The sequence below is a fragment of the Luteolibacter arcticus genome, from assembly GCF_025950235.1.
GTDB lineage: Bacteria > Verrucomicrobiota > Verrucomicrobiia > Verrucomicrobiales > Akkermansiaceae > Haloferula > Haloferula arctica.
Genome location: NZ_JAPDDT010000031.1, coordinates 1 through 26185, shown reverse-complemented (window position 1 = coordinate 26185; position 26185 = coordinate 1). Strand labels below are relative to the sequence as shown.

Genomic DNA, 26185 nt, shown 5'->3' with positions numbered 1-26185 from the left:
GCACCGCGGGGAGTTTACCGGGACAAACCGAACAAGGGGAAAACCAAGCGGGCCGCTTAAGTGAGCGCCATTCGAGCGGGGACCTTACTGTCCCCCACGCTGCAAAGGCGAATCACCGATCGCCACGCCCCCATTCTCTCCTCCCCTCCGCACAGCATCACCCCGATGGATCACTGGAAGATTGGTGATGGGTCCTCGCCGCTTCACGCTCCACCCATGCACCCCCTCCACCGCTGGCCCTCCTTCTGGCTCGGCCTCTTCGTCGCCAGCTTCCTCGCCTGGGCGTGGTGGGACTCCCATCGCTACTTCTCACGCATTGTGTGGATCGGCAAAGGCTTCGCATGGAACGGCGCAGGCAAGGTCGGCTGGAGCCAGGTCGTCCAGCCCGTCGGCGGCACCTTCGACATCGCCACCGACCGCGTTCCCCTCAGCGGATTCTGGCTCGAGGGCGTCTTCACGAAATTCACCACCACCGCCCTCCCCCACGGGATCATCCTCATCTCCTTCCTCGCGCTCTGGTCCGCCTTCCTCGCCTGGCGCTGGCAACGGATGCAGCGGATTGTAAAAACCATTTCGTGACACCACACTCCTTCTACCTTTGGAAGAGCTTCTGGCTCGGCCTCTTGGCCGTCTGCTTTTTCGGATGGGTGTGGGCGACTTCGTACGGAGATGGGTCCTCCCTGTTGGGTATTGTCCGGGGAGAAGTCTGGGAAGTGCGCCGCGCCAACAATGCAACCTACCTGTCAGCAGTGCCCTTTTCCGCGAGCGTGATGGGGCCCTCCACGCTCACCTCCCGATATTATAAGTCCGAAATGAAGCGCACGGACTACGGGCAATACCTGCACACATCCCACGTCCGCTACTGGCGATGTCCGGACGCTTTGCTGCTCTTCTCCTGCTTGGGCCTCTGGTCCGCCTTCCTCGCCTGGCGCTGGCGACGCATCAAGCACCTCGCAAACACAACGCCACTCGCCTAAAGCCGAACTCGCCCTACTTCCGAAGGATGGATAGATGCACGGAATCGAAATCCCAAGCCCCGCAGTGAGTTCCATTTCATCCCATCCTCTTAATCTGCGTTCATCTGCGTCATCTGCGGTTGATGGCTTCCGGTTTTCGACCACGCCGAAGCGGCTGGAATATCCAACCGCAGATTACGCAGATTGACACAGATGGAAGACAGGATGGCAGTGCCGATTGCGAGCGGCCAGCATTCGAGTGGGCCTCCCTATCCCATCCATCACAGTCTCCTTCTCGATTAGATCTGCGTTCCTCCGCCCCTCACAAATCCAGCCGATACCCCGCGCCCCTCACGGTAATCAGGTGCCGCGGATTGCCCGGATCTTCCTCCAGCTTCGCCCGCAGCGTCGCGATGAAATTGTCCACCGTCCGGGTGCTCGGGTAAGCATGGTAACCCCACACCACATCCAGGAATTTCTCGCGACTCACCACTTCCCCGGCATGGGTCGCCAGCAACCGCAACATCCCCGCCTCCTTCTCGGAGAGCTCATGCCGCGTCCCGCCGCGCACCAGCGACCGCTTCGAAAAATCCACCTGCCCCGCGCCGATCGAGAACTCCCTGCCCACGGCATCCTCGCGCTCGCGCCGCCGCAGCAGCGCCCTCACCCGCGCAAGCAGCTCCTTCAGCGAAAACGGCTTCACCAGATAATCGTCCGCACCGCTGTCCAGTCCCTCCACCCGGTCATCCACCTGACCCTTCGCGGTCAGCATCAGCACCGGCAGCGTGCGACCGCGATTACGCAACTCGCGACACACCGCGAAGCCATCCAGCCCCGGCATCATCACGTCCAGCAGCACCAGATCGAACGCCTCCGTGCAGGCGAGTTCCAGCCCGCTCACACCGTCCGCCGCGGACAGCACCCGATAGCCCTCCGCCTTCAGTGTCTCCACCAGCGCCGTGCGCATCGGCGCTTCGTCTTCGATAACCAGCAGTCTCATGATTGTTCCCGGGAGCGCCGGTTTTCAGACCGGCCTGAATGGTCCAACGAGCCGGCCTCAAGCCCTGCGCTCCCGGCAAAGACAAACACACTCCCCCTCCCCAGCTCGCTCTCCACCGTCACCCTGCCGCCATGAGCCTCGGCGATCGACTTCACCAGGCTCAGGCCGATGCCCGTCCCCTGCGTCTCGCGGCGCAGCTCATCGCCCGGCCGGTAGAAGCGCTCGAAAATCCGCGACTGCTCGTCCTTCGGAATCCCCGGCCCCTCGTCCCGCACGCACAGCCTCCAAGTACGACGCTCATCGTAGCAAGCGAGCACCGTCGTCACCTCACTGCCCGGCGGTGAGAACTTGATCGCGTTATCCAGCAGGTTCACCAGCGCCTGTTGGATCGCATCCGCATCCACCGTGGCCTCCACCGGCGAAAGCTCCACCTTCAGCCCGATCGACTTCTCGTTCGCCAGCGGCTCCATCACCCGCACCGTATCCGCCACCAGTGCCGATAGATCACACGGCTCCATCCTCCACACCTTCCTCCCCTGCTCGATCCGTGCGTGATCCAGCACATTCCCCACCAGCGTCGAGAGCCGCGCTCCTTCACGCGCGATCAGCCGGTGAAATTCCTTTGCCGTCTCCGGCGCCACCTTCTCCGCTTCCAGCGCATCCGCCATCAGCCGGATCGATGCCACCGGCGCGCGAAGCTCATGCGACACGCTGGCGACGAATTGGCTCTTCATCTCATTGAGCTGCCGCTCCCGGCGGAGCGTGCGATGCAGCATGAAAAGCCCGCCGAATGAAACCATCGCAGCCACTCCTAACAAGGATGCCGCCCACTTCTTCTGATTCCGGATCGCAGTATCGATGATGGCCGCCGACGGAATGAGGCGCATGTGCAACCAGAAGCCCGCGTCCATCTCCACCTTCGCGCTGGCGGAGACGAAAGGATCCTCCAGACCCGTGTCTGTGACCGGTTCCCTGGTCAGCCACACCATGTAAGGCCCACCTCTCAGATCACCCAGCACCGCGGCAATCGCTTCCGAGCTCACGTAACGGATGCGCTCCCCACGCGCTCCGAGCCACACGTAATCGTCCTCCATGATCAGCCCGCCTTCCGGATGACGGCGAGACATCTCCACCATCTCCATTTGCTTCTCCCAGAGATCCAGGTCCGCACCCGAGGCCGGCAAGAGGTTCTCCAGCACCAGCGATGTCAGCACGGATGGACACTCCTCCGTGACCAAGCGCACCAGCGGCGCGACCTCGCCCGAGGGAAGCGGCGCGCCGGGCGAAGAAGTGAAATCTGTTAGCCGCAGTGCCGCCAATACCCGCCGTGGCAAGCCGGCCGGAGAGAGCCCCGCGTCAGCGCGATCCCGCAGCGCCACCAGCGCGTCACGATCGCTGCCATCCAGGATCGCATCCTCCGGAGCCGGATTCCCAGGCCGTGGTGGATCGGGATAAGTCCGGATCTCCACCACCGACCCTTGAAGCCGCCGGGTGAGTTCCTTCGCCGATTGCTTCACCAGATACTCCGTCTCCGCCTGCTTCTCCCTGCGGATCGCATACGCCTGGGCCTCGATGCCCCGCCACGCGAATACCCCGAGCGTGATCAGCGGGATCACCACGGCAAGCCAGGCGACCAGCAGGGACGGTGGACGACGTCGCGGCATGGCTCAGCGAGTGGGAGCAACTGCTCGAGGCCGGGGCAGCGGAACGCTCTGCATGGTGATCCGGTCTCCCTCTCTCAGGAATACGTCCCGCAGGGAAATGTTCACTCCCGGCTGCCCGTCGCGGCTCACATTGGGATTCATGTCCGAATTCAGCGAAGCCGATCCGTTGAGTGAGGACACGGCCTCAGGCACCGGCAACGAAATCAGACCCGCATCGGTCGAAACTAATTTCGGAGCACGGAACCGGATCTCCTGGACCCGGATATCGCCGGTGGGATCGGTCACCTGAATGCGGCAGCTCAGCGCCTTGGAAAAGAAGCTCTCCTCCCGCAGGCTCAGGCCGGTCCACGGCTTCGCCTTGTCTGCCGGCAGCGAGGTGATCTCGACGATGTCTCCCCCTTGCAATTCCACATCGGCCTTGCGGACCTCTTCAATCGACGCGTCTTCCGGAGTGTCGGCAATCGTCTTCGCGAGATCGATTTCCAGGATCTTCTCCGTGCCATCCTCCTGCAGCCGCCGGATGCGAATCTTCGACAGGTCCGGACGCTGCACGTAGGCGAACAGCCAACCGCTGCGATGGAGCAACCAAGAGCGCAACGCCACCGGATCGTCGGGCGCACCTTTCATGCTAGAACGCTGGGTGACTTCCGCCACCGCTTGCAGCAGCGTCGGGATCGTGGCCGGGACCAATGTGTTGTTGCCACCGAATCTGCCGAACTTCCGCACGAAGGGACCGTTCGCCGCCTTCACGACGATGCCATGCTTCCGGATGTCGGCGAGGCGGCCTTCCGAAACCTTCGGCGACGTAAACGCGATGCGATCGCCGGCGCGCAGCGGGAAGTCCTTTTGCGAATCACGGTAGGGAATCCGGACATCCGGCCAACCGTCGCGCTTGATGACGACTTCCATCGACTCAATGAACTTGCGCCCGTTTTCCACGTAAGTCTCGGTGACATCGATCTCCGGTTGCCACAGATACTGCATCACCTGCCGGGCTCCCCCCAGGGGCACGATCTCAGGACGACTCGGATCGAAGACCATCCGGTCCCCGCGCAAGGTGACTTCCTGCGCCTTGCCATCGATCTCGACGGTCACGGGGAATGACACGCGGCGGCGCAGCGACCACTGCAAGTCCGGAGAGAAGACGCCACCCGAGGTCGATTGACTTCGAAGATTGGCGTTGGCCGCATCGGGACCCTCGGTGATTTCGACCACGTCACCTCGCTGCAGGGAGGGGAAGTCCTCCTTGCTATCGAACGGGAGATCCACAGCGGCGGTCCAGGCTTCGCCGGACTTTCTCCAGATGGTGAGGCGATCGCTGGGAGTTAACTTCGGAAAGACATCCAAGGCTTGCGTCGGCTCGAGCAGCGACTGGGCAAGCGATCTCGGCGCAAGGGGGGGCAAAGGATCATCCAGCACGGTGATCTTCGTTCCCCCGGGTTGATGGAGGACGACACGAACCGCGGGGCTTCCCTCTATCTGCGGCAGCACGAAACGACGGAACAGGAACGAACGCACCACCCGCGGAATCTGGTCGACGTAGCCACCGTAGTGCCCCTTGCCAAAGCCGGATTTGATCCAGGCGTCCTCAGGCTTGGCCCCCATCGCAATCATCTTCTCGATCAGCGGCAGCGCCTCGGCGGACTGCATGGCCACGACCAGCGGAGCGGTCCAGGGATAGTCGGTCCCGGCTTCGGGCAGCGGAGCTCCGGCGTCTAACATCTTCATCGCGGCATCCCATTTCTTCGATTCCACCGCTTCCTTGAAGACCGCGGCTTCGGGCTTGGCGCCTTTCGCCATCAGCAGTTCGACGATCGGCCAGCCACGATCCTGCTTGATGGCAAAGTCGAGGGGCGAGCGCTTGCCGCTCGGCTTGTTAGGGTCGGCACCTGCTTCCAGTAAAAGGCGGACGGTCGCTTCGTCAGCAGCATGAGCGGCAATTGTCAGCGGTGTCGCCCCGTTCTTGTCGGCGACGTTCGGATCCGCTTTCCAGCGAAGCAGCGTTTCAATCCACTTTGCATCTTTATTCTGCACTACCGAGGATAGCACGGTGCGCCCCTCTCCATTGTGAAGGTTGAGATTCGCACCCTTGGCGAGCATCGCTTCGATCTTCGCCGCGGATTCGTAATACAGCGCGAGTCCGAGCGGAGTCACCATCTCATAGATACTGTGGACCGGCTCAGCCACGGGCAGAGTGCTCATGCGATTGGGATCAGCGCCTCGCTCCAAAAGCTCCTTCACCATTTCCACACCGTCCGCTAGTCCTTTCGCCGCGGCCACGTGCAGCGGGGTCACACCTGCATTCGGCGTGGGCAAGTCCGGCTTGGCCCCTCGCTCGAGCAGCAGGCGAAACATGGGAAGCCCTTTCTCTGCAAAGGCGGCCACATGAAGTGCGGTGCCCACAAAGGTGGAGGTTCCGGGTACGCCGGACAAAGGAATCATGAAGTCGATGTCCGCGCCGTGGTCCAGCAGCACGGTTGCCGCCTTGAGGTTTCCCTCTTCCGCCGCGACGACCAATGGGGAGACCGGCACGTCGATGACCCCCGTCACGGGCGAGTTCGCGTCGAGCCCCTCCTCTAGCAGGAAGGTGAGAATCTCCGTCCGGTCCGCTCGAATCGCTTCCGCCAGGGCATTGCCGGCTTCTTCCGCGGACGGCTTGCCTTTCTCGATCAGCAGCTTGCAGATCGAGCGTCTCCCCATCCGCGCCGCAGTGGCCAAGGCACTCGGCATGCCTGGATCGACGCCCTTGGACAGGAGATGCTCGACCACCAGCGGCCAATCCGACTGGATCGCGGGAAGCAACTGTTCCTTGCGCACGTCGGGCGAGGTCTCGGCGAGGGCCTCGATCGAGACGATATTGTCCTGCTGAACGCGGAGCCTCCTCTCGGCCGGACTCATCTCCCGCGCACCGTCCGCAGCGCCCGGTTCCGGCGGCTTTCCGCCCATGGTTGTTAGATTGTCGCGTGCCAGCTTCCCTTCCACCTCCGCCTCGGGAAAGCGCGCGAGCAGCTTCTGATAGAGCGCGATCGCCTCGTCCTTCCGATCCTGCTTACGGCGGACCTCCGCAAGGCGGAACAAAGCCGACGCCGCAAACGCACGCTCGGCGTCGTGCTGCGAAAGCAGCGCCTCATACTGCTTCGCCGCAGCCTCGGCATCGCGGGTGACTTCCTCCGTGTAAAGCGCATCGCGCAGCAACTCACGCAGATCGGCCTCCTGAGCCTGAGCCCGCACGGCCAGCGGGAACACGGGAAGCAACAGGGACACCAGCAAAAGGCCCGCGCGGCGGATGGGGATTCGTCTCATGAGGTGAAGATGGCAGCTTCCGATCCCCGGTTTGTCATGGAATCGTCATGAGTGCAAGATGACGCGCCGGGAGCGCGAGCCGTCTCTGCAGTCAGCTCCACCCCCATCGGCCGCCCCCCACGCGCGGCCCATAAGGAGCAGCGACATTACTGTCGCTTTGGACAGACCGGCCTCCTCGCCACCACCACCAACCCTCCGCGTTCCTCTCTGCGATCTCTGCGTCTCCGCGGTTCGTTCTCTTCCTCAAAACTGGAAATAAATAAACTCACTCAACTGATCAAAGTCCCGCCCCACCGCATAAAGAATCGCCACCGTGAAAAGCAACCACGGCCACGTCGGCCGCCACTGCCACCACCGGTGCACCCCGGTCCGGGTCCCCGTCGCCTCCTCGATGTCCAGCGCCGGCCGATAGCGGCGCAGGAACTCCTGCGTATTCGGCAGCGCCCACACCACGATCAATCCGATCACGATCGGCACCAGCGCCCGCTTGCCCTTAACCACCACCACGGCATCCGGCGGCCAGCCATCGAACCCATGGAAGCCGAACATCGCCGCAAGCATCCGGGTCGCGCTGCCGAAGTCGTGGGCACGGAAAAACACCCAGCCCACGATCACCGCGAGAAAAGTCAGGCCGATCGCCAGCGGCTTCGGCATCGCCCGCCATGACATCTTCTTCCGCAGGCCAAACCACGCGTGATTGATGCACAGGTAGAGCCCGTGCAGCGCGCCCCACACGATGAAGGTCCAGCCCGCACCATGCCACAGGCCGCCTAACAGCATCGTCAGGAATAGGTTCACGTAGCGCCGCTTCGGCCCCTTGCGATTGCCTCCGAGCGGGATGTAGAGGTAGTCTCGCAGGAAGCGCGACAGCGTCATGTGCCAGCGCCGCCAGAAATCCACCACCGACACCGCCTTGTAGGGCGAGTGGAAATTCAGCGGGAAGCGGATGCCAAACATGCGGGCCGAGCCGAGCGCCATGTCCGAGTAGCCGGAGAAGTCGAAGTAGAGCTGCAGCGTGTAGGTGATCGCGCCGGCCCACGCCTCCAGCATCGTCGGGTCGCGACCTTCCCCGGCCGCCAGCGCGAAGATCGGCGTGGCCGTGCGGGCCAGGTAGTCCGCCAGCACCACCTTCTTGAAGAGCCCCAGCGCAAGCATCGTCCCGCCAATCGCGAAGTCCTTCGACCTCAGCCCGCGATCCTTGTTCCGCTCGAACTGCGGCATCATCTCCCGGTGATGGATCAGCGGGCCCGCGATCAAGTGCGGGAAGAAGGTGACGAACAGCAGGTAGTCCGTGAAGTGATACTCCTCCGTCTCACCCCGATAGGCATCCACCAGGTAGGCGATCTGCAGGAAGGTGAAGAAAGAGATCGCCAGCGGCAGCACGATGACGCCGATGTCACCCGGCCACCCCGTCATCTCCGTGCTGATCCCCGCGAGGAAGCCCGCATACTTGTAGTAGCCCAGCAGCAGCAGATTCGCCGTCACGCCACCGGTCAGCAGCAGCTTCCCGGGCCGCGAGAACTTCAGCACCGATAACCTACGACCCAGGTAGTAGTTGAAGACGCAGGATCCGATGATCAGCCCCAGGTACTTCGGCGACCACGGCTGCTCCGGATCCGGATTCCAGATCCCGTAGAAGTAGAGCGAAACGAGCACCAGCCAGGCGAGCGACAGGCGGAAGGGCGCCCGACACAGCAGGTGATAGCCGAGCAGGGCCAGCGGCAGGAAGACGAAGAGGTAGAAGTAGGAATTGAACGGCATGTCACTTCTTCGCCTCGGCTTCCGAAATCCATTCTTCCTTCCGCGCCACATCCGCCGCGCCCGAGCCGGTGAGGTAGGCCTTGTAGCCTTCGCGGACGTGATTGAACCATGGCTCGATTGTCTCCGCCGTCAGCCGGGTGCCGTAAGTCTCCGCGCCCGGCATCGGCACCGGCCAGCCCATGATGCGGCTCTGGATCACATTGCCGATCTCGATCGAGTAGTGCCCGAGGTCCCCCCAATGCGGCATGGAGGACTCGCGGTCCTGCGGCAGCGGGTCGCAATTCAGAGGATGGTAGTCGGCGAAGTCCCACACCTCGACCGGCGGCCCGTCGAAGCTCTCGGAATTCACCTTCTGCGCCAGCTCCAGCACCGCGCGGCGCTCATGCTCGAAGACCACCGGCGGATTCGCCGCATCCCCGGCACGCGCATTCATCAGCGCATGGGTCGGGTGGATGAAGGTGATCATCCGCACGCCCCTCTTCCGCGCATCGCGCATCAGCTCTTCTAACACGCGGGCCTTGTCGTCATTCACCGCTGGCTTGGAAGTATCCGGCACATCGAATTCCGCCTCGCCCTGGATGCGATCCCTGATGAATTCGATCTGGGCTCGCTGGCCCTTCTTCTTCGGGTTCGCCCGCAGCCCCTTCGGCGTGTACTGCGTCTGCTCGTGGGTCGAGGCGCGCTTGAGCGTTTCGACCGAGGCCTCGAGGGTCGAGACACCGATCAGGTAGCGGATCTCGCGGTTGAAGCGGTCTTCGTTCCCGGCCAGGGGGGAGGCGTGGAAGTCGCCCATCGGCCGCGTGTCGGTCTTCGAGCTGAGATCGCCGGGATCCACGCCGAAGAGGATCAGCTCCACCTTCCGCTCCTCCATCAGGTAGCGGGCCAGCGCGCTGCTCTCGTAGATGAAGCCGCCGCTGCACCCCAGATTCACCACATCGTGGCGGTGCCAGCCCGTGTACTCCGGGTCCAGGCCATTGGCGACCCGCGACGAGCCGACCAGCCCCACGCCGATCTCCTTGTTCGCGCGCACGATGCCGGCCTTGCCCGTGCGGATCTGCGAGGAAATGTCCCGGTAGGGGTCCAGTTCCTGCGACGACCATGGCATCGGCGTCACCCGCCACGGGTTCACGAAGGTATTCAACGCCAAGGACACCAGCGAGGTCACCGCGATCACGGAAACCAAGCCGACGGTGTATCCCCGGAAGGCAGACATGGACGGGGTATGAAGGACGCCTCGCCGGGGTGTCAAACGTCTTCCGTGCCGGGCACCCCCCACTGGGAACGCGGAATTCATTCCGCCTGAATTCCCCGCTCCCCGCAAGCCCCTCCAAAGACCGCCCCTCACGCGAAATGCCGCTCCACCAGCCTCGCCACCTGCGTGAAATCCGCCGAGTCCTCCAGCGGCAGCGGCGCATTCACCGTCAGCAGCGGCACCCGCTCCCGGGTGTGGTCGGTGCCGGCGTGGTAGGGATCGTTCCCATGGTCCGCCGTCAGCAGCAGGAAATCATCCCCCACCTTGGGCAGAAACCCGCCAAGCCACCCATCGAAGTCCCGCAGGCACTGCGCATAGCCCGCCGGATCGCGCCGGTGGCCGTAGAGCATGTCGAAATCGACCAGATTCGCGAAGACCAGGTGCGGATGCCCCCGCCCTTCCGCCCAAATCTTCTCAATGACCGCCATCCCATCCGCATTCGACCGGGTCGGGTGGGATTCGGAAATCCCTGACCCCGCGAAGATATCCGAAATCTTCCCCACCCCGATGGTTTCCACGCCCGCCGCCTGCAAGCGGTTGAGCATCGTTTCCGGCGGCATCAGCGAGTAGTCGTGGCGATTCGCCGTGCGCTTGAAGGTCGCCGCGCTGTCACCCAGGAAAGGCCGCGCGATCACCCGGCCAATGCGGATGCCGCGGCGGTCCAGCACCTCGCGCGCCCGCTGGCACAGCGCCCACAGCTTCTCCAAGCCGTAGCGCTCCTCATGCGCCGCGAGCTGCAACACCGAGTCCGCACTCGTGTAAACGATCGGCTGTCCGGTGCGCAAATGCTCCTCGCCTAGCTCGGACAAAATCTCCGTCCCCGAGGCCGCCTTGTTGCCAAGGAACGGCCCGCCGATCTCACCTAACAAATCTTGCGGAAACGACCCGAAGGTATCGAACGCCCGCTCAAGCACCGCGCCCGCAAGCTCCCAATGACCCGTCGTCGTGTCCTTGCCAGCCGAGGCCTCGCTCATCACCGCCCAAGCCGCGCCGGGTAGCGTCGCCGCTTCACCACGCCCGAGCACATCAAGCAACCCGAGCTTCGCGAGGTTCGGCAGCTCCAGCCCCTCGCGCTCGAAGAGATGGCCCAGCGTATCCGCGCCCTCATCACCATACGCCGCCGCATCCTTCGCCCCGCCGCAGCCGACGGAATCCAACACGATCACGAGCGCCCGCTTCACCGGGAGTGATGCTTCCCAAAAGCCCTCTCACTCCCAGTCAAATGTCGGGTCCATCCGCCGGAATTGCTGAAAGCGGCTCGACCCGGCGAGGTCGCAGCCATTCCATGACGTAGGCAAGGAACACTGCCATGAACAGCCCGCCACCAAACCCCGAGGCTCCGCAAAGCCCTATCATCCCCATGGGACCGACGGGCAAGGCAGGCGCCGGGAAGTGAGGAGGAGAAATCAGGCCGACCGGTTCAAAAAAGGAAGTCCCGCACCATTGGCTCCCTCCCAGCCCCTTCAGCTCCTTCAGTTCCTTCCGGGAAGCATCCAACTGCGACAGCATTGCTCCGATGTCCTCGCTTCCCGGAAGCTTGTCGAGCGAGAGGAGATGGGCCGGTCTGCCAGCAGGAGCCTGCGACACGACGGGAGCTAGCCCAAGGGCTGCCACCTCACCCTCCAAGCGAATGACCTCTTCCTCGAGGACCACGATCCGGGTTCGCTCGAACTCAACCTGTTCCACCGCAGCGATCTCCCGGGCTGTCTCGTAAATCGCCATCCACGCTTCGTGGGCAGCCTTCTCACCGCGACCCGTCACCGTCAACTCGATCGCGGAGAGCCCTATGCTCGAATCGACCTCCACCGATTGGCGCGAGCGAATGACATTCATGTCGGAGCTCAGCCCCCAGGTCATCGACCTCGACAATCGCCTTGCGGTGCCCTCAACAACCCGCTTGGAGGTCAGGAATTCAATCCCCTCGCGAGCCCTCTCCTCGTCGCTCATCGACGAGGTACGACTCGGGTAGTAAACCATCGATCCGGAGACGGTGGTTTCCTTGAATTGCTGCATCAAGAACCAGATCACTCCCGCCAGCAGCCCCAGCACCGGCAGCACCCAGAACAGATGCCGCCAGCGCATGACGACAAATCCCGGGTTCCAGCGGCGCGCAGGAAGCTCTTCCACGATTGCCATCCTCGACACGCGGGCTTCTCAAGCAAGCCCGCAGAAACCCCCACCCATCACCCATCCTTTCTCATCACCTCCTTGAGCAGCTCCTCACGTTGCCGCGCATCGGGCAGCGACTTCACCCACTCCACACTCGCGGCCTTCCCCGCAGGATCAAGCGACCGGATCATGGCCGCCGCCACCTGCACGAACTGCTCCCTTGGCAATGCCACATCCACCAACATTTGCCGCGCCATCGCCGGATCCCGGTATCCTGATAAAACGCCGCGAATCACCAGGAGCCGTTCACTTTCCGGCAGCGATGACTCGCGGGAAATACGCTGCAGCACGCCGGACAGATCCGCCGGAGTCTGGATCGCGGAGAGTTCCCAAAGCGCACCCAGCATCTTCTTCTGATCGGACACTAACAGCTCGTCCACCTTCGCCGGATCAGCAGCGATCTTCGCCGCCAGACACAGCCCAGGGAAATCAAGATACTCCGGATTCCGGAATTGCGGCGGCTCGATTTCCTCCAGCCACGCGGCAGCCGCCACCGCATCCTTCGCCAGCCACGTGCGAAGGACCGACCGGAAGGGCATCCCTTCGTCACCGGCGATCACCAGTTCGGCGGCCAGCTTTGGATCATGCTCCGCCAGCCGCGGTGCGATCGAGACCAGGACCTCCTTCTTCAGCTCCTCAGGTAGCGGACTGTCACGCAACGCCACCACCCACTGCTTCAATTCGCGTCCGGAGGCCGCCGCAATCTGGTCTCGCAGGAAAACCCGCTCCCCTTTCGACGGTCGCTTGCCCTTCTCCACGGACTTCGCGAGCAGCGCCACGAATCCCGCGCCATCCAGCGCGGCCTTGGCATCCCGTCGAGAGGACTTCGACGCGGTCGTCTCCAGCGGCACACCCGCCTTGGCCGATGCGCCACCGAGTTCCGCTTCACGCTGCTTCAGGCGGGACAGCTCCTGCCCCTGCCACCATCCGGCGGCAATCGCGGCGAGTATGATCACAAGCAAGGTCGCTTTCATGGTTTCACGGATTGAGGGACATCAGGCGGTCGATCTCTTCCTCGGAGAGGCCGCCCTTGCGCGCGAGTTCGCGGGCGTCCGGCTCGCCTCGCGTCGAAAGCAGCATCATCACCAGCGCCGAGTCACGCAGTTGCGGGTCCGTGATCTTCGCGCTGCGCGGGATCGCATCCAGGATCAATCTCTCATCCGCCATACACCGGCTGATGTAGGTTGCCAGCATCCGCTCGTCCGGATGGCGTTCCCACTCCGCATCCAGCAGCTCCGTCACCATGTCCGGCTTCGAGTGCAGGATATTGAAGAGAAGGACTCCGGTGGCTTGCGAGACATCCAGCCCCGCCGCAGTTTCCCGCAGCCAGTCCATTCGCTTGGCCGCATCCTCGGCCGACACCTCGCCGCCCGGAGACCCCGCGGCCGCAGAGGCCAGCAACTGGGCCGCCTCATTGGCAGGCGGCTGCAACTTGTCGATCCAGCCGCGCACCTCCTGCGGAGACCGCCCATCGGCCCGTTGAAAGAGCACGTTCATGCAGATCCCGCGCAGGAAATCATCCCCGATCCCGGAGGCGAGATCCAGCATCAGCTCCGGCTGATCCGCCCCCCCGCCACCGCCGATGATCGCGTGCTTCTCCTGATCCGTGACCGAGCGAAAGAAGGCCACCGCCTCGTCAGGACTCCGGCGATGCAGCCCGTCGAAGGCCCGCGCGACGAGCGTCGAATACTCCACGCCGGCCGGAGGCTTTTCCATCTGACGATACCACGCCACCGCCGCGTCCGGGTCGTTTTCCGCCCAGCGTTTCACATGGTTGCCGGCCAGATTCCACAGCGTCCCCTGGCCCGACTGGATGGACGGCGCGAGACGCAGCGTGAGCGCGACCACCCGCTCCCCGGGCATCCCGGACTTCTCCGCGAGCCGGCAGAATTGACGGAACAATGCTTTCACAAGCTCAAGGCGTTCCGCGCGACCCAGCTCGGTGACCGTCGATTCCGTGAGCAGCCGCTCGAGTTCATCCACGTCCATCGCGGCGACTTTCTTCTCGGTCGTGAATCGCTTCACCAGGTCACCTTCCTTCGCGGCGAGCAAGGCATCGGCGAGCGCGACAAGATTCACCGATGGATTGGCACGACTGGAAGCGAGAGCCTGCCGTGAGGAAGACGTCTGCGAGGTCGCAAAGCCTTTCTCTAACAATGCAACGCGTTCACGCGCATCGGAGATCGCCCTCGCCTGCATGCCCAGCGGCAGCAGCGATAGCAGCAAGACAGCCGCGATCGCCGCGGCGGGTTTCAGTTTCATGAGATGAAGCGAGTGGAGGGTGAGGGTTTGCCATGAAAGGGCCGTAACCGCGGCGGACGCATTGGGAAGCGATGCGAGGAAAGCCGTCGGCGCGGATTGGCCCAGCGACATGCCCAAGCCCGACGAAAGCGCCGCCGAACTCACGGCCACGCCGCGCTTGCGGAAATGAAGCCGCAGCCGTTCCAGCGCCCGCGATCCGCGCTGCCGCCACGCCGCCGGTTCGCCGCCGAACTGACGCGCCATCTGCTCGAAGCTCAGGCCATCGAAGAACTTCAGGAAGATCACCTCGCGGTCTTTCTCCGGCATCGCATCGAGCGCCTGGTCCAGCACCGGCGCAATGTCTTGCCATGGAGACGCCTCGTCGCCGGCACCATCGCCATCCGGAAGCGGGAGCTGTTTCATACGCGCATGGTGCCGTTGTTCACGGCGCAGGAGTTTCGCCGCCTCGTAGCACGCCGTGCGATGCAGCCAGCCGGAGAGGCACGGCAGATGCCCCAGCCGCGGCGCCTTCCGCGCCAGGATCAGCAGGGAATTCTGCGCCGCTTCCCCGGCGAGATCGCTGCGACCGGTCCGGCGCATCGCCGCATGATAGAGCAGCCCGCCATACCGCCGCGCCAAGGCCGCGAAGGCCTCCTCGGAACCCTCGGCGGACCACGCTTCCAGTAGGGAGGCATCGGGACGGTCGCTCATCTCACCCATCATCCCCCGGTCGCCGCGAAAGTGTGACAGGAAAAATCAAGGCCCGCCCGCACCCCCACGTTTCAAGCAGTAAAGGCGGATCCTTCCCGTAAGGAGCCGGGACCTTACTGTCCCGTCCATTCCCGTACACATCCGTGCCAATACGCTCTATGCCCCGCCGCTGCTGGTGGTGGCCAAGCAGGCCACCCCGAAGAAAGTGGCCGGCGTGAAGCGACTCGAGGTCGGCGGGCAGATCCGCAACAAGGCCGACGTCGCCTCCATCCGCGCATGGATCAATGGCCAGTCGGTGCCGGTCGCAATCAAGGGCAAGAAGTGGAAGGGATCGGTCTCGGTCGAAGAGATCCTCCCCTACCTGACCCCCGGATCCAAAACCGCGGAGCTCAGCGTCCTCGCCGAGGACAGTGAGGGAAACACGACCGCCACGGTGGTGGCGATTCGCGTGCCGAAGAAGCTCTGATCGCCTGACTGCTGTTTCGAGCTCCACCCTTCATCGTATCGTCATGATCGCTTTCTTGAAATCCACAAAGGTTCGCCTCGCCTTGGTCCTGCTGGCCCTGGCCGCGGTCACTTGGTGGTTGGCTGTGCCGTCCAATCCGGAAATCGTTTCCGGAAAGACGGACACTCCCGCCGCACCCGCTGCGGGCAAGTGGGACGGTCATGACGGTGCCACCCGGTTCGCCGCAGCAGTGGCTGTGGCGAAGCCGGGCGATTGGGCGCAGCTCGTGCGCGAGGCATTGGACTCGGGCAATGAGGAGATCATTAAGGACATGTTGCCCGGCCTGCTCCGTCGCTGGATGCAGGAGGACATGCGTGGCTTCCTCGCCTTCATCAATGAGATGGAAGTCCTCGATGAGGATGGCCGCCGCTGGAGCATCCTCGGACCCATCCTCCTTCAAGTGATCCCCGAGCTCGGTGAGCGCGCGATCACCTCGCCCACGCTCTCGAGCATCATTCATCGCACCATCCTCAATGTGGCTCGTCACGATCCGGACACGGCACTCGACTGGGCCCAACAGCGGCTCGCAGGAATCGAACAAGACCGCACCATCACCGGCATCGTCCCTTATCTCGTGGTGAAGGATGTGGAGGCCGCCAAGCGCCTCGCCTCCGGCATCGGGTCCACCCCCTGCCGCTTGGCGGCGCAGCTCGCGATCGGCACTCATCTCGGAGCCCTCGATTCCGCGGCGGCGCTTGCCTGGGCCCGCTCGCTCGATCGCGAGGGCGACCGCGCCTACGCGCTCGCCGCCGTGCTCTCCGCCATGGCGGAAGCCAGTCCGCAGGATGCCGGCGAGATCTATCGCGACTCCGTTTCGAAGATGCAGGCCACCTTCACCGAGCGCGTGCTGGCGGCGCGCCGGCAGAATCCGTCCACGGATGGTGAATTCGAAGACATGACCCCGGCCGAGGCGGAGCGGGCCCTGCGCTCCCTCCCGGATCCGAATCTCCAGTACTTCGAACGCGCGGCGACCGAGATCGGCCAAGCTCTCGTGCGCGACAATCCTGCAGCTGCTCTCGAGTGGGCGCGCAGTCTTTCCACCCGCGAAGGAGGCGATGCGGCGCTAGCCAGCGTCTATGGTGCCTGGGCCAGCAGCGATCCCGCCCATGCCTGGAACCAACTCCGCAGCGAATCGAATCCCTCCACCCGGGTCGTCTCGGACTTTTTCGAATCATGGGCCACCCAGGATCCGGCGCAGGCCGCGAATGCGGTGGCAGAGCTTTCCGGCTCCTCCGCCCGGCTCGCAGCGATCCCGGCCACCGTAACCGGCTGGGCCGACGCCGGCGGCACGACCGGCGATCTGGTCCAGTGGGCAGGAACCCTCCCCGCCCAGCAAGAGCAGGATCAAGCGCGCGGCGCCATTGCCGCGGCGGTGGCATTCAACGAACCGATCGTGGCGTGGCAACAAGTCCAGCAAATGAAGGACCCGCAGCGCCAAGCCGCAGCATTCAACGAGGTCTTCCCAAGTCTGGCCGATGTCCAACCCCTGGTCGCACAAAAGGCCGTCGCCACCCTACCCCTCTCGCAGGTTCAGAAGGACTACTTCAACAGCCTCCTAGAGCCCTTGCTGAATCCGTAACCCACAGTAGCTGGGGCATCTTGCCCCAGTCCGTTGGAGGGGCGTCCCGCCCCTCCGCATTGGCTCTTTAACAGCTTGTTAGAGTTCTCCCTGAATCCCTAACAGGCGGGCCGGGAGGTTCTTCACTCCGGCACCCTCAGCGCTTGCGGCGGAGCGCGATGGCAAGACCGGCTACCGCGAGTAGCGCGGTCGTGGGCTCTGGAATGGTGGTGGAGAAGGGCAGATAGCCATCGAAGCGCTCGTTGTGAATCTCAGCGGTCTGGTTCAGGCTGGCCGCCACCACCGTGCCATCGAGGTTCGTGTTCACCTGGTTGACGTTCGCGAAAGGCGCGAAGATCCCGCCTCGGACATTGCGATTCACCGTCAGCGAGGTGGCCTCGTAGAAGTTGAAGAGGATCTTCTTCTCGTTGTTCGTGAAGCCATTCGTGAAGTTCTTCGCGATGGTGATGTCCGTTCCCGAGACGTTGATCAGGATCGTCTGCGCGCCATTGAGGTTCAGTTCCAGCCGGTCGAATCCGTTATTCTGGCCGAACAACACGTCACCGGAAACATTGAACACCGCCACCTGATGCCCATCAATGGTCGTGGAAACGGCGTTGATCGTGTAGGAGCCATTGCCCGGGGCGGAGCCGGTGCTGCTGGCCGCGAGTTGCGACCACTGCCGCGACGCCAGGGCGAGCATGCCGGTGAGATTATTGACGCTCGTCAGGCCCACGCTTGAGAGCGCATTGCTCCATGCCGTTTCGCCAGTGGTGATCCCCGGGGTCCCCGGCGCATTCCCGTTCAGCGTAAACCGGCCGGAGTTGACGTCGGTGCGGCTGACCACGCTGCCACTCAGCAAGGTGGTGGCGTTCCCGTTGCCCACGCCATTGTTCAGCCAGAGCGTGGCTTCCCGGTCGTTCCCGACCTGGCCGTCATTGAAACCGAATCGGGCACGACCGGCAGTCGGCTTGTAGGTGCCGTAAACGAAGGCGGAGCCCTCGGTTTCGTTGCCTGCCTTGTAGTCGCCGGCGATCACGTTGAATCGATCCAGCAGATCCATCATCACGTTTGCGGCATGCAGGGGGGTAGCGCCGAGCAACAATACTCCGGCAAGAAGCGAACTAACAATTTTCACAGGCGGTGGGGTTGGAGGAACGAGCCGCGGCTAGGTAGTCTCGCCCCAAATACCCCGCAAGTATAATAGGCGCAAAATCGGACAAATCTACATCATAAACCTGCTACCCACTCTACCTCAACGTATTGCGCGTACTTACGCAATCACGTAACCCTCAACACCCCGCATTGCATAAAGACATGCCATTACGTAATTCTACATGCGTTTTTATACCAACATCGTGCGATCTGCCTCAAAATCGGCCAACATCTGGACACGCCTCCCCCTTTTTTCGCTCAGATCAGCCCCACCAGCGGATGCACTCTTCGCGGCCAGCGAAACAGCGTCGCCACTCCCCTCACCGCTCCTCGCCGGAAGCAGCACTCTCCGCCCGATCCGCCCGAGAATCCCGAACCACATCGAGATGGCGACCGCTCCGATCCGCGTGCTCCTCCAGATGGTACGGGATGCCTTTCCGGCGGAGTTCGCAGATCTCCAGGGCCGCCAGCTCATGCGCGACCAGCACGTCCTCCGCGGGGATGCTCCGGGTAATCATGGCAACCCCACGCGTCGCGCCGATCCACGCCGGCGCAACCTGATTTCCTCCGCAGATTCTCTTTCCGCTCAGACGGGAATGTCGTCCGGCGACTCGCCATCGAGGGCGCGGGCGCGGGAGCCATTCTCGCTTTTCACGATGGCGTAGATGCCGGCCGCCAGCACTCCGACGAGGATCGCGCCGCCTAGCACGCCGATCGCTTGGCGCGGCGGGCTGGAACGCAGCGAGCGCAGGCGCGATGCAGCCAGGTGCCCCCCCTCGACCAGGCGATGCCGGGCGGTATCAGCCAGATCCCTCGCGCCTTGCGGCACCGTGTAGCGGGCGGTGTGGTGGAACAGGTTGCCCACATCCTGGCGGAGGTGGGAAATGTCCTCGCGGACGCGGGTCAGCAGCGAGGAAGCGCGACGGTCGTGGTGGAATGGAGAGTTCATGGTAGTGCGATTTTGGCAGACTTCGCACTAAGGCGCAGCTTCCGCATTAGGGCAAGTCCGCGGTTTCGCGAGCCGGAAAGCCGCGAAAATTTCCGCCAGGTTTGGACCGCCCATCCCCGACATAAGGAGCCGCGACCCTACCGTCGCGCCCCCATCCCCGACTTTAGGAGGAGCGACCTTACTGTCGCTTGGGACGGGCCGGGGCCAGGGAGCCCGCAGCGCGGAGGGGAAACAGCAGACCGAGTCATCTTCCCCGGAGGGGAAGCAGCCAGTAGCCGGGGGTAAGCGAGGCACGAGCGCCACCCCCGGATAGAAGGCCGCATGAAGGGAACCCCGGATGGGGTTCAAGCCGGGCATGAACACCGGACGCTGCCCGCATCCTCATTCCGGTTCCGGTCTGGCGGGAATTTTTAGACGCCGGCTATGCTTCCTACCCCGCTGGAATCCACTCCGGGATTCCTTTCGCCTTCCTTGAGTCCGGTGGTGTTCGCCGCGGCGCGGCTGCGACCACCGCCTACTCGCTGGGATTCCTCCGGGATCGCGGGGCCGGGAGCCGGGTTTTTCAACAGCCCATCACCTTCGCACCACCCCCTTCAAAGCGCCGCCGCAATGGCGATCAGAGCGGAGAGCTGGGTGTTGTAATTGACGACCTTCGCCCGCGGCGGCGGCTGCCACTCCAGGGGATAAAGCCCGCCTTCCTGAGGCAACTTGAGAATAGCCCCGGCACTGGCGGCCAGAACCCGGTCGAGCTTGCCGGAGACCTCCGGATGAATCCGCTGCCGCTTCAACGAACGCGACAGGATCCCGAAGTAGCGCGCACAAATGCCCTTGAACATCCCCACGTCCCAGCCCTCGGTACTAAGCTTCTCGTACAAAACACCATCCCCGAGGACCACGCCCGACTTCTCCATGATCGTAGTGGCGACCGCCGCGGCTTCATCAAGCCACGCCTGCTTCCCCGTGACCGCATGCAGCGCCTCCAGCCCGCCGAGATACGCCCCTTGGTTATAAGTCCAGTAGTCGCCCTTGTGACCGGGTCGATCAACAATTCCGGTCCCGTTGTAGAGCTTCGCTTCCTTCTCCCACGCAATCGTCTTCTCCGCCCAGCCGAGGAAGTCCTGCTGCTTCGTCACCCGATGGAGCCGGGCGGAAAGAACCACGAACAAGCTGTTGGTGATCGCGTTCGGGTCTCGCTTGTCCGCCTCCTCCGCCCACGAGACGCCACCCTCCTTGCGCCAGTTGTTCGCCAGGTGCTTGTGGATGGCCACCGCGGTCCGCAGGTAGCGCGGGTCCGTGGTGCGCTCGTGAAACTTCAGCCAGGCAATGCCCCACCAGGCGGAGTCATCGAGGTACTCATTGCGGAACTCACTGCCATGGATCTTCCCGGCATCCAGCGACTTCATCGTCCGCCGCAGCTTCGCCTCGTCAGCCTCCGTCCACTTCTCTTGCTTGCGGAGCGAGTCGGCCAGCTTCGGCAAGCGGCTCCCCCGCAGGACATTGCCCGCATGAATCTCGCGCAGACGCGCATCGTAAAGACTCGTGCGCGTGACGTTCATGAAATCCACCATCGCCTCGACCGCATTTGCACACGACCACCACGGCGGATTGATCTTCCCCTCGAAATGACCGCGCAGGTCCTTCCCCGGACGGTCGAGCCAGTTGGCAATCTCCGGAACCCAGAAGATCTCATCGAGCGTCGCCATCCCGTCGCGGAAGGCCTTCGCGAAATCCGGTTTCGCGGCCGGTTTTTCCGCCGCAGAAAAACGCGGCAACAGCGCAGTCGCAGCGAGCGACTTGAGAAAGGCGGAGCGGGTGATCATGGCGTGCAAATGGGAAGAGGGGAAGAGCGGCCCCGGCAACCGTAGGCGCGTCCGTGAGAGTTATTGCAAAAACTACCGGGATAGAGATCCGAACGAGTCATTTTCCCCGCAGAGAACGCAGCCAGATCGGGTCATTTTCCCCGGAGGGGAAGCAGCAAGTAGCCGGGGGTTGAGCGAAGCGACACCCCCGGTTGATGCACGGAGCGAAAGGCATCCCGGAGGGATGCGAGCCGGGCAGGAACATCGGACGCTGCCCGCATTCTCATTCTGGCTTCGACCTGCTGGGAATTGTTAGGTGCCACGGTGTCCTTCCGGCCCGGCTGGAATCCCCTCCGGGATTCCTTTCCCGTTTCTTTCGATCCGGTGGTCTTCGCCGCTGCGCGGCTGCGACCACCGGCTACTCGCTGTGATCCCTCCGGGATCGCAGGGACCGGCAACCGCAAGCGCGTTCGTGAGAACGCGGAAGCCAGTGAAAAAGCAGACCGCAAGGACAGCTTCCGCGGTGTCACCACCGCGCCTACCTTAGAGCATCGGCCCTCCTCACATGGCCTCCACCTTCGCCGCCTTGCCATCCTTGATCGAGCGATAGATCGCCTCCACCGCCAGCAGATCCCGGAGACCTTCCTCCCCTGCCGGAGCAAACGGCTTGCCGTTCAGAATCGCTTCCGAAAACGCATCCATCTCCGTCGCGAAATGATCCACCGCAGGGAACTCGATCTTCACGTCCGGCTTCGAGGTCCAGCCCTTCAACCCATCGTAGCTATACGCGGGATCCATGCCGAAGCGGCCCTTCTCGCAGATCGCCGTGAAGAAATTCGCCCCGTTGAAAGCATAGGTCGTCATCACCGACGCCACGACGCCGGAAGGAAACTTCATCGACCAGGAAATCGTCTCATCCACCTCGGCAAACTTCACCGGATCTGTCTTCACCTCCTGCGCCGTGATCTCGACCGGCTCCTCACCGGTCAGATAGCGACAGGCCTGCAGCGCGTACACTCCCACGTCCATGAGCGCACCGCCACCCGCAAGCTCCTTGCGCAGCCGCCATTGCTTGGGATCGCCGATCTGGAACCCGAAGCCCGCCTCGATGAACTTCAGCGGCCCGAAAACCTTCTCCTTCGCCAAGCGCATGCACTCGCGGTGATGCGGCTCGAATTGGCAGCGATAGCCCACGCCGAGCTGCTTCCCGGCCGCCTTCATCGCGGCGATCATCTTGCGGCACTCCTCCGCGCTGTTCGCCATCGGCTTCTCGCAGAAGACATGCTTGCCGGCCTTCGCCCCGCGGACCACGAACTCCTCGTGCATCGAATTCGGCAGCACGATGTAGATCACATCCACGTCCGGATTCTCCGCGATCTTGTCGAAGGTCTCGTAGTCGTAAACGTGGCTGTCGGGGATCGCGTACTTCGCCTTCCACTCGGTCGCCTTGGCCGGCGTGCCGGTGACGATCGCGGCGAGGCGCGCGTGCTTCGTTTTCTGGAGCGCCGGAGCGATCTGGTTCTTGCTGAGCGAGCCGAGGCCGACCAGCGCCCAGCCGAGCTTCTTGCCCGCGGCGGGTTCCTGGGCACGGGCTCCGGTGGTCATGGCAGCGGCGGTGGCACCGAGCGTGGCGAGAAAGGGGCGGCGTTGCATGGGTCTGTTAGAGGTCGTCGTTAGAGGTCTTCTGAAAATGTAGCTGGGGCATCTTGCTGTAGCTGGGGCATCTTGCCCCAGTCCGTTGAAGGGGCGTCCCGCCCCTTAGGTCTTGGTCTTCTCCCAGACCGCCTCTCACAGGTCGTCGGTCTGGAACGTGTTGTTCGGGTCGAATCGATCACTCTGCAGGCCCTTCTTGAACCAGCGCATGCGCTGGACCGAGCTGCCGTGGGTGAAGGAGTCCGGCACCACGCGGCCCTGGGCCTGCTTCTGCAAGGTATCGTCGCCGATCTTGTTGGCGGCATTCAGGGCTTCCTCCAGGTCGCCCTGCTCCAGGAAATCGAACTTCTGCTGGCCCTTGCGCGCCCACATCCCGGCCAGGAAATCCGCCTGCAGCTCAAGCCGCACCGACAACTCGTTCGCCCCCCGCTCACCCGCGCTCTGCTGCGCCTCGTGGACCTTGCCCGAAATGCCCAACAGATTCTGCACATGATGCCCCACCTCGTGGGCGATCACATAGGCCTGCGCGAAATCCCCGGCCGCACCGAACTTCTGGTCCAGCTCGTGGAAGAACGAGAGATCGATGTATACCGTGCGGTCCGCCGGACAATAGAAAGGCCCCATCTGCGAGCTCGCCCCGCCGCAGCCGCTTTGGACCATGCCAGTGAAGAGCACCAGCTTCGGCTCCTCATAAGTCTGGCCCATCCGCGCGAACTCCTCGTTCCAAATGTCTTCGGTATCGGCGAGCACGGTTCTGACGAAAGCCTTGGCACGTTCATCCTCCGGCGACGCGGGAGCCTCGGCCACCGATCCGCCCCCGCTCTGGGTCTGTTGGAGAAACTGCATCGGATCCCCGCCCAGGAACCACACGACCAGCAGCAGGACCAGCGTCCCGAGCCCGCCACCCAGCGCCAGACCTCCACCGCCCCCCCGGCCCCGGCGGTCTTCCACATTCCCACTCTGACGTCGTCCTTCCCAGCGCATGTTCGTATTGAGGATTGAGCCTCACACACTGAGCGCAGTTCCGGCCCTCCCGCAATCCCGAATCGACCCACCGCCAGCGTTTCCCACCCGTAAGGAGCAGCAACCCGTAAGGAGCAGCGACCTTACTGTCGCTTTGGACAGACCGGCCTCCCCGCCTCGTCTCAAGACGTCCCTTCGGAGAAAGTGTGCGTGCACGGGAATGACGGGACAGTAAGGCCCCGGCTCCTTACCCCCCAAAAAAAACGGCCGCCCGGTTACCCGGACGGCCGCTTTGAATGGAGTGCTATGGCCTGGAAAGATCAGGGAAGCGGCACTTCCGCAATGGTCTTCAGCACGCGGCTGGAGATCTGGTAAGGATCGCCCTGCGAGTTCGGACGGCGGTCTTCAAGGTAGCCCTTGTAGCCGGCGTTGACGAAGCTGTGCGGGACACGCACCGAGGAACCGCGGTCGGCGATGCCGTAGGTGAACTTGTCGATCGACTGCGTTTCGTGGAGACCGGTGAGGCGCATGTGGTTGTCGGGACCGTAGACGGCGATGTGCTCGTCCAGGTTCTTGGCGAAAGCCGCCATGAGCGCTTCGAAGTACTCCTTGCCGCCGGTTTCGCGCATGTACTTCGTGGAGAAGTTGCAGTGCATGCCGGAGCCGTTCCAATCGAGCTCCATGCCGAGCGGCTTGCAGTGGTAGTTCACATCCACACCGTAGCTTTCGCACAGGCGGTTCAGGATGTAACGGGCAACCCACATTTCGTCGGCACACTTCTTGGAACCCTTGCCGAAGATCTGGAACTCCCACTGGCCCTTCGCCACTTCGGCGTTGATGCCTTCGTGGTTGATGCCGGCTTCGAGGCAAAGCTCGAGGTGCTCTTCGACGATCTGGCGGGCAACGTCACCGACGTTGCTGAAGCCGACACCGCAGTAGTACGGACCTTGTGGAGCAGGGTAGCCATTCTTCGGGAAACCGAGAGGGGCACCGTCTTCATAAAGGAAATACTCCTGCTCGTAGCCGAACCAGGTGTCCGGATCATCGAGAATCGTGGCACGGGCGTTGGACGGGTGCGGGGTGACGCCGTCGGGCATCATGACCTCGCACATCACCAGCGCGCCGTTGTTACGGGATGCGTCCGGGAAAACGGCCACGGGCTTGAGCACGCAATCCGAGCTGCGGCCTTCGGCCTGTTGGGTCGACGATCCGTCGAAGCCCCAGAGAGGTAGCTGCTCGAGGGTGGGGAAGGAATCGAAATCCTTCAGTTGAGTCTTGCTACGGAGGTTCGGGACGGGGGTGTAGCCGTCGAGCCAGATGTACTCCAATTTGAACTTGGGCATCGTTTTCTTAGGTTGTGGTTCGGATCGCGGGGATTCGTGCGGATGAAAAAAGGGGCGTGTAGGCCCCCAGTGCGTGCATGGCGCGCGCACCGCGCACCAAAAAGCAGTCGCCGGGCCAACCGGCAAGCACGGCCCGAATTTTTTCCTTTCTCCGGCTTTCCCCGGCCGCTCAGGATCACCCCGCGTGACGACACCCGGTCTCGATCCAGCCACTCCGCCACTGACGCTCAATTGGTCCGGCATGACCCATGTCGGGCGCTTCCGGAAGAACAATGAGGACGCCTTCCTCGGCGTGACCTTTGACGCCACCGAGATCCACTACCTCGGCAAGACCGGCAGCAGCACCATGGAGAAAGCGGACTTCGTTTTCGCCGTCAGCGATGGCATGGGCGGCGCGCAGTCGGGCGAATTCGCCAGCAAGATCGCCGTGGAAAAGATCACCCGGCTGCTGCCACAGAGCTTCGGAATGGCGGCCCAGCACCTCGACACCGGCTTTGCCGACATCCTCCGCGAGCTCTTCGAGCGGATCCACGGGTCGATCAGCGACCTCTCCCGCTACTACCCGGAGTGCCACGGCATGGGCGCGACCCTTAGCCTGTGCTGGTTCATGCCGGGCTGGATGTGCTTCTCCCACATCGGCGACAGCCGGATCTACTACCTGCAAAAGGACGGCGAGATGACCCAGGTGACGCACGACCACTCGCACGTCGGCTGGCTGCGCCGGTCGGGGAAGATCAACGAGCGCGAGGCACGCAGCCACCCCGGGAAAAGCTCCCTCTCCCAAGCGCTGGGCGGCGGGAATCAGAAGATCGACCCGCACATCGGCCGCGTGGCCTGCCAGCCGGGCGATCGCTTCTTGATCTGCTCGGACGGCCTCGTGGACGGCCTTTGGGACAAGAGAATCAACGAAATGGCCCGCGGCGAATTGTGCGCCGCGACGCTGGTCATGCAGGCCGTGAACGAGTCCGGCCGCGACAACACCACCGCGCTCTTGATCGAGGTGTGCTGATTTTTTGGCATAAGGAGCAGCGACCTTACTGTCGCTTTGGACAGACGGCCTCCTCGGCTCGGCTCAAGAGCCCGGCGGAAAGTGTGAACAGGAATGAACGGGACAGTAAGGTCCCGCCTCGAATGGCACTTACTTAAGGCCGATTTCGTTGAAAATTAGAGACGGAAAGCCGGTCCTGGCAGGGTTTGAAAGTG

General features: G+C 63.3%; 21 protein-coding genes. 5 read left to right on the top strand and 16 right to left on the bottom strand.

All coding sequences use genetic code 11. The features are described from left to right. Positions 1-216: 216 nt before the first annotated feature. Together OKA05_RS29025 and OKA05_RS29020 are read left to right on the top strand one after the other, a co-directional pair. On the top strand, positions 217-579 hold the full coding sequence (locus tag OKA05_RS29025) for a hypothetical protein (protein ID WP_264490734.1): 363 nt from the start codon (positions 217-219) through the stop codon (positions 577-579). Positions 580-812: 233 nt separating this feature from the next. Beyond that, the gene (locus tag OKA05_RS29020) at positions 813-977 is read left to right on the top strand and encodes a hypothetical protein (RefSeq protein WP_264490733.1); all 165 of its coding nucleotides are present in this window, start codon (positions 813-815) and stop codon (positions 975-977) included. Between the two features lie 301 nt (positions 978-1278). Here OKA05_RS29020 and OKA05_RS29015 read toward each other — a convergent pair whose 3' ends face one another. The 9 genes from OKA05_RS29015 to OKA05_RS28975 all read right to left on the bottom strand — a co-directional run bounded on the left by OKA05_RS29015 (position 1279) and on the right by OKA05_RS28975 (position 15057). Then, a complete protein-coding gene (locus tag OKA05_RS29015; RefSeq protein ID WP_264490732.1) occupies positions 1279-1956 on the bottom strand; it encodes a response regulator transcription factor in 678 nt (225 codons plus the stop codon). Then, entirely contained in the window at positions 1953-3620 is a 1668-nt protein-coding gene (locus OKA05_RS29010; RefSeq protein ID WP_264490731.1) for a sensor histidine kinase, read from the bottom strand. Before OKA05_RS29010 ends, OKA05_RS29015 begins: the two co-directional genes overlap by 4 nt. A 3-nt stretch (positions 3621-3623) precedes the next feature. Beyond that, complete coding sequence (locus OKA05_RS29005) at positions 3624-6923, bottom strand: ankyrin repeat domain-containing protein (protein ID WP_264490730.1); 3300 nt, start codon at positions 6921-6923, stop codon at positions 3624-3626. A gap of 243 nt (positions 6924-7166) precedes the next feature. Further along, a complete protein-coding gene (locus tag OKA05_RS29000; RefSeq protein ID WP_264490729.1) occupies positions 7167-8684 on the bottom strand; it encodes an MBOAT family O-acyltransferase in 1518 nt (505 codons plus the stop codon). Position 8685: 1 nt separating this feature from the next. Next, complete coding sequence (locus tag OKA05_RS28995) at positions 8686-9897, bottom strand: hypothetical protein (protein WP_264490728.1); 1212 nt, start codon at positions 9895-9897, stop codon at positions 8686-8688. Between the two features lie 128 nt (positions 9898-10025). Next, on the bottom strand, positions 10026-11117 hold the full coding sequence (locus OKA05_RS28990; protein WP_264490727.1) for a phosphopentomutase: 1092 nt from the start codon (positions 11115-11117) through the stop codon (positions 10026-10028). Positions 11118-11154: 37 nt separating this feature from the next. Continuing rightward, on the bottom strand, positions 11155-11994 hold the full coding sequence (locus tag OKA05_RS28985) for an MYXO-CTERM sorting domain-containing protein (RefSeq protein WP_264490726.1): 840 nt from the start codon (positions 11992-11994) through the stop codon (positions 11155-11157). 125 nt (positions 11995-12119) lie between these two features. Next, entirely contained in the window at positions 12120-13079 is a 960-nt protein-coding gene (locus OKA05_RS28980; protein WP_264490725.1) for a hypothetical protein, read from the bottom strand. Positions 13080-13083: 4 nt separating this feature from the next. Then, positions 13084-15057 carry an RNA polymerase sigma factor gene (locus OKA05_RS28975; protein ID WP_264490724.1) on the bottom strand — a complete coding sequence of 658 codons (1974 nt, stop codon included), beginning with the start codon at positions 15055-15057 and terminating at the stop codon, positions 13084-13086. A gap of 175 nt (positions 15058-15232) precedes the next feature. Here OKA05_RS28975 and OKA05_RS28970 point away from each other — a divergent pair, with 175 nt between their 5' ends. Then, the gene (locus OKA05_RS28970; RefSeq protein ID WP_264490723.1) at positions 15233-15523 is read left to right on the top strand and encodes a hypothetical protein; all 291 of its coding nucleotides are present in this window, start codon (positions 15233-15235) and stop codon (positions 15521-15523) included. A 43-nt stretch (positions 15524-15566) separates the two neighbouring features. Beyond that, a complete protein-coding gene (locus tag OKA05_RS28965) occupies positions 15567-17141 on the top strand; it encodes a hypothetical protein (RefSeq protein ID WP_264490722.1) in 1575 nt (524 codons plus the stop codon). 136 nt (positions 17142-17277) lie between these two features. Here OKA05_RS28965 and OKA05_RS28960 read toward each other — a convergent pair whose 3' ends face one another. The 7 genes from OKA05_RS28960 to OKA05_RS28930 all read right to left on the bottom strand — a co-directional run bounded on the left by OKA05_RS28960 (position 17278) and on the right by OKA05_RS28930 (position 24982). After that, a complete protein-coding gene (locus OKA05_RS28960) occupies positions 17278-18258 on the bottom strand; it encodes a choice-of-anchor A family protein (RefSeq protein ID WP_264490721.1) in 981 nt (326 codons plus the stop codon). A 337-nt stretch (positions 18259-18595) separates the two neighbouring features. Then, positions 18596-18793 (bottom strand): hypothetical protein, encoded by a 198-nt coding sequence (locus tag OKA05_RS28955; RefSeq protein WP_264490720.1) that lies wholly within the window; start codon positions 18791-18793, stop codon positions 18596-18598. A 68-nt stretch (positions 18794-18861) separates the two neighbouring features. Further along, positions 18862-19224 carry a hypothetical protein gene (locus OKA05_RS28950; RefSeq protein ID WP_264490719.1) on the bottom strand — a complete coding sequence of 121 codons (363 nt, stop codon included), beginning with the start codon at positions 19222-19224 and terminating at the stop codon, positions 18862-18864. 593 nt (positions 19225-19817) lie between these two features. Further along, the gene (locus OKA05_RS28945; protein ID WP_264490718.1) at positions 19818-21044 is read right to left on the bottom strand and encodes a glycoside hydrolase family 76 protein; all 1227 of its coding nucleotides are present in this window, start codon (positions 21042-21044) and stop codon (positions 19818-19820) included. Positions 21045-21584: 540 nt separating this feature from the next. Continuing rightward, complete coding sequence (locus tag OKA05_RS28940) at positions 21585-22676, bottom strand: Gfo/Idh/MocA family protein (protein ID WP_264490717.1); 1092 nt, start codon at positions 22674-22676, stop codon at positions 21585-21587. Positions 22677-22811: 135 nt separating this feature from the next. Then, entirely contained in the window at positions 22812-23660 is an 849-nt protein-coding gene (gene ypfJ / locus OKA05_RS28935; protein ID WP_264490716.1) for a KPN_02809 family neutral zinc metallopeptidase, read from the bottom strand. A gap of 299 nt (positions 23661-23959) precedes the next feature. Further along, a complete protein-coding gene (locus OKA05_RS28930; protein ID WP_264490715.1) occupies positions 23960-24982 on the bottom strand; it encodes a glutamine synthetase beta-grasp domain-containing protein in 1023 nt (340 codons plus the stop codon). A gap of 184 nt (positions 24983-25166) precedes the next feature. Between OKA05_RS28930 and OKA05_RS28925 the strand changes: the two genes are divergently transcribed. After that, complete coding sequence (locus tag OKA05_RS28925; protein WP_264490714.1) at positions 25167-25991, top strand: PP2C family protein-serine/threonine phosphatase; 825 nt, start codon at positions 25167-25169, stop codon at positions 25989-25991. Positions 25992-26185: the final 194 nt, after the last annotated feature.

Excerpts from the sequence above, each read along its gene's own strand:
- OKA05_RS29025 (WP_264490734.1), top strand. The coding sequence starts at position 217 with ATGCACCCCCTCCACCGCTGGCCCTCCTTCTGGCTCGGCCTCTTCGTC.
- OKA05_RS29020 (WP_264490733.1), top strand. The coding sequence starts at position 813 with ATGAAGCGCACGGACTACGGGCAATACCTGCACACATCCCACGTCCGC.
- OKA05_RS29015 (WP_264490732.1), bottom strand. The coding sequence starts at position 1,956 with ATGAGACTGCTGGTTATCGAAGACGAAGCGCCGATGCGCACGGCGCTG.
- OKA05_RS29010 (WP_264490731.1), bottom strand. The coding sequence starts at position 3,620 with ATGCCGCGACGTCGTCCACCGTCCCTGCTGGTCGCCTGGCTTGCCGTG.
- OKA05_RS29005 (WP_264490730.1), bottom strand. The coding sequence starts at position 6,923 with ATGAGACGAATCCCCATCCGCCGCGCGGGCCTTTTGCTGGTGTCCCTG.
- OKA05_RS29000 (WP_264490729.1), bottom strand. The coding sequence starts at position 8,684 with ATGCCGTTCAATTCCTACTTCTACCTCTTCGTCTTCCTGCCGCTGGCC.
- OKA05_RS28995 (WP_264490728.1), bottom strand. The coding sequence starts at position 9,897 with ATGTCTGCCTTCCGGGGATACACCGTCGGCTTGGTTTCCGTGATCGCG.
- OKA05_RS28980 (WP_264490725.1), bottom strand. The coding sequence starts at position 13,079 with ATGAAAGCGACCTTGCTTGTGATCATACTCGCCGCGATTGCCGCCGGA.
- OKA05_RS28975 (WP_264490724.1), bottom strand. The coding sequence starts at position 15,057 with ATGAGCGACCGTCCCGATGCCTCCCTACTGGAAGCGTGGTCCGCCGAG.
- OKA05_RS28965 (WP_264490722.1), top strand. The coding sequence starts at position 15,567 with ATGATCGCTTTCTTGAAATCCACAAAGGTTCGCCTCGCCTTGGTCCTG.
- OKA05_RS28955 (WP_264490720.1), bottom strand. The coding sequence starts at position 18,793 with ATGATTACCCGGAGCATCCCCGCGGAGGACGTGCTGGTCGCGCATGAG.
- OKA05_RS28950 (WP_264490719.1), bottom strand. The coding sequence starts at position 19,224 with ATGAACTCTCCATTCCACCACGACCGTCGCGCTTCCTCGCTGCTGACC.
- OKA05_RS28945 (WP_264490718.1), bottom strand. The coding sequence starts at position 21,044 with ATGATCACCCGCTCCGCCTTTCTCAAGTCGCTCGCTGCGACTGCGCTG.
- OKA05_RS28940 (WP_264490717.1), bottom strand. The coding sequence starts at position 22,676 with ATGCAACGCCGCCCCTTTCTCGCCACGCTCGGTGCCACCGCCGCTGCC.
- ypfJ (WP_264490716.1), bottom strand. The coding sequence starts at position 23,660 with ATGCGCTGGGAAGGACGACGTCAGAGTGGGAATGTGGAAGACCGCCGG.
- OKA05_RS28930 (WP_264490715.1), bottom strand. The coding sequence starts at position 24,982 with ATGCCCAAGTTCAAATTGGAGTACATCTGGCTCGACGGCTACACCCCC.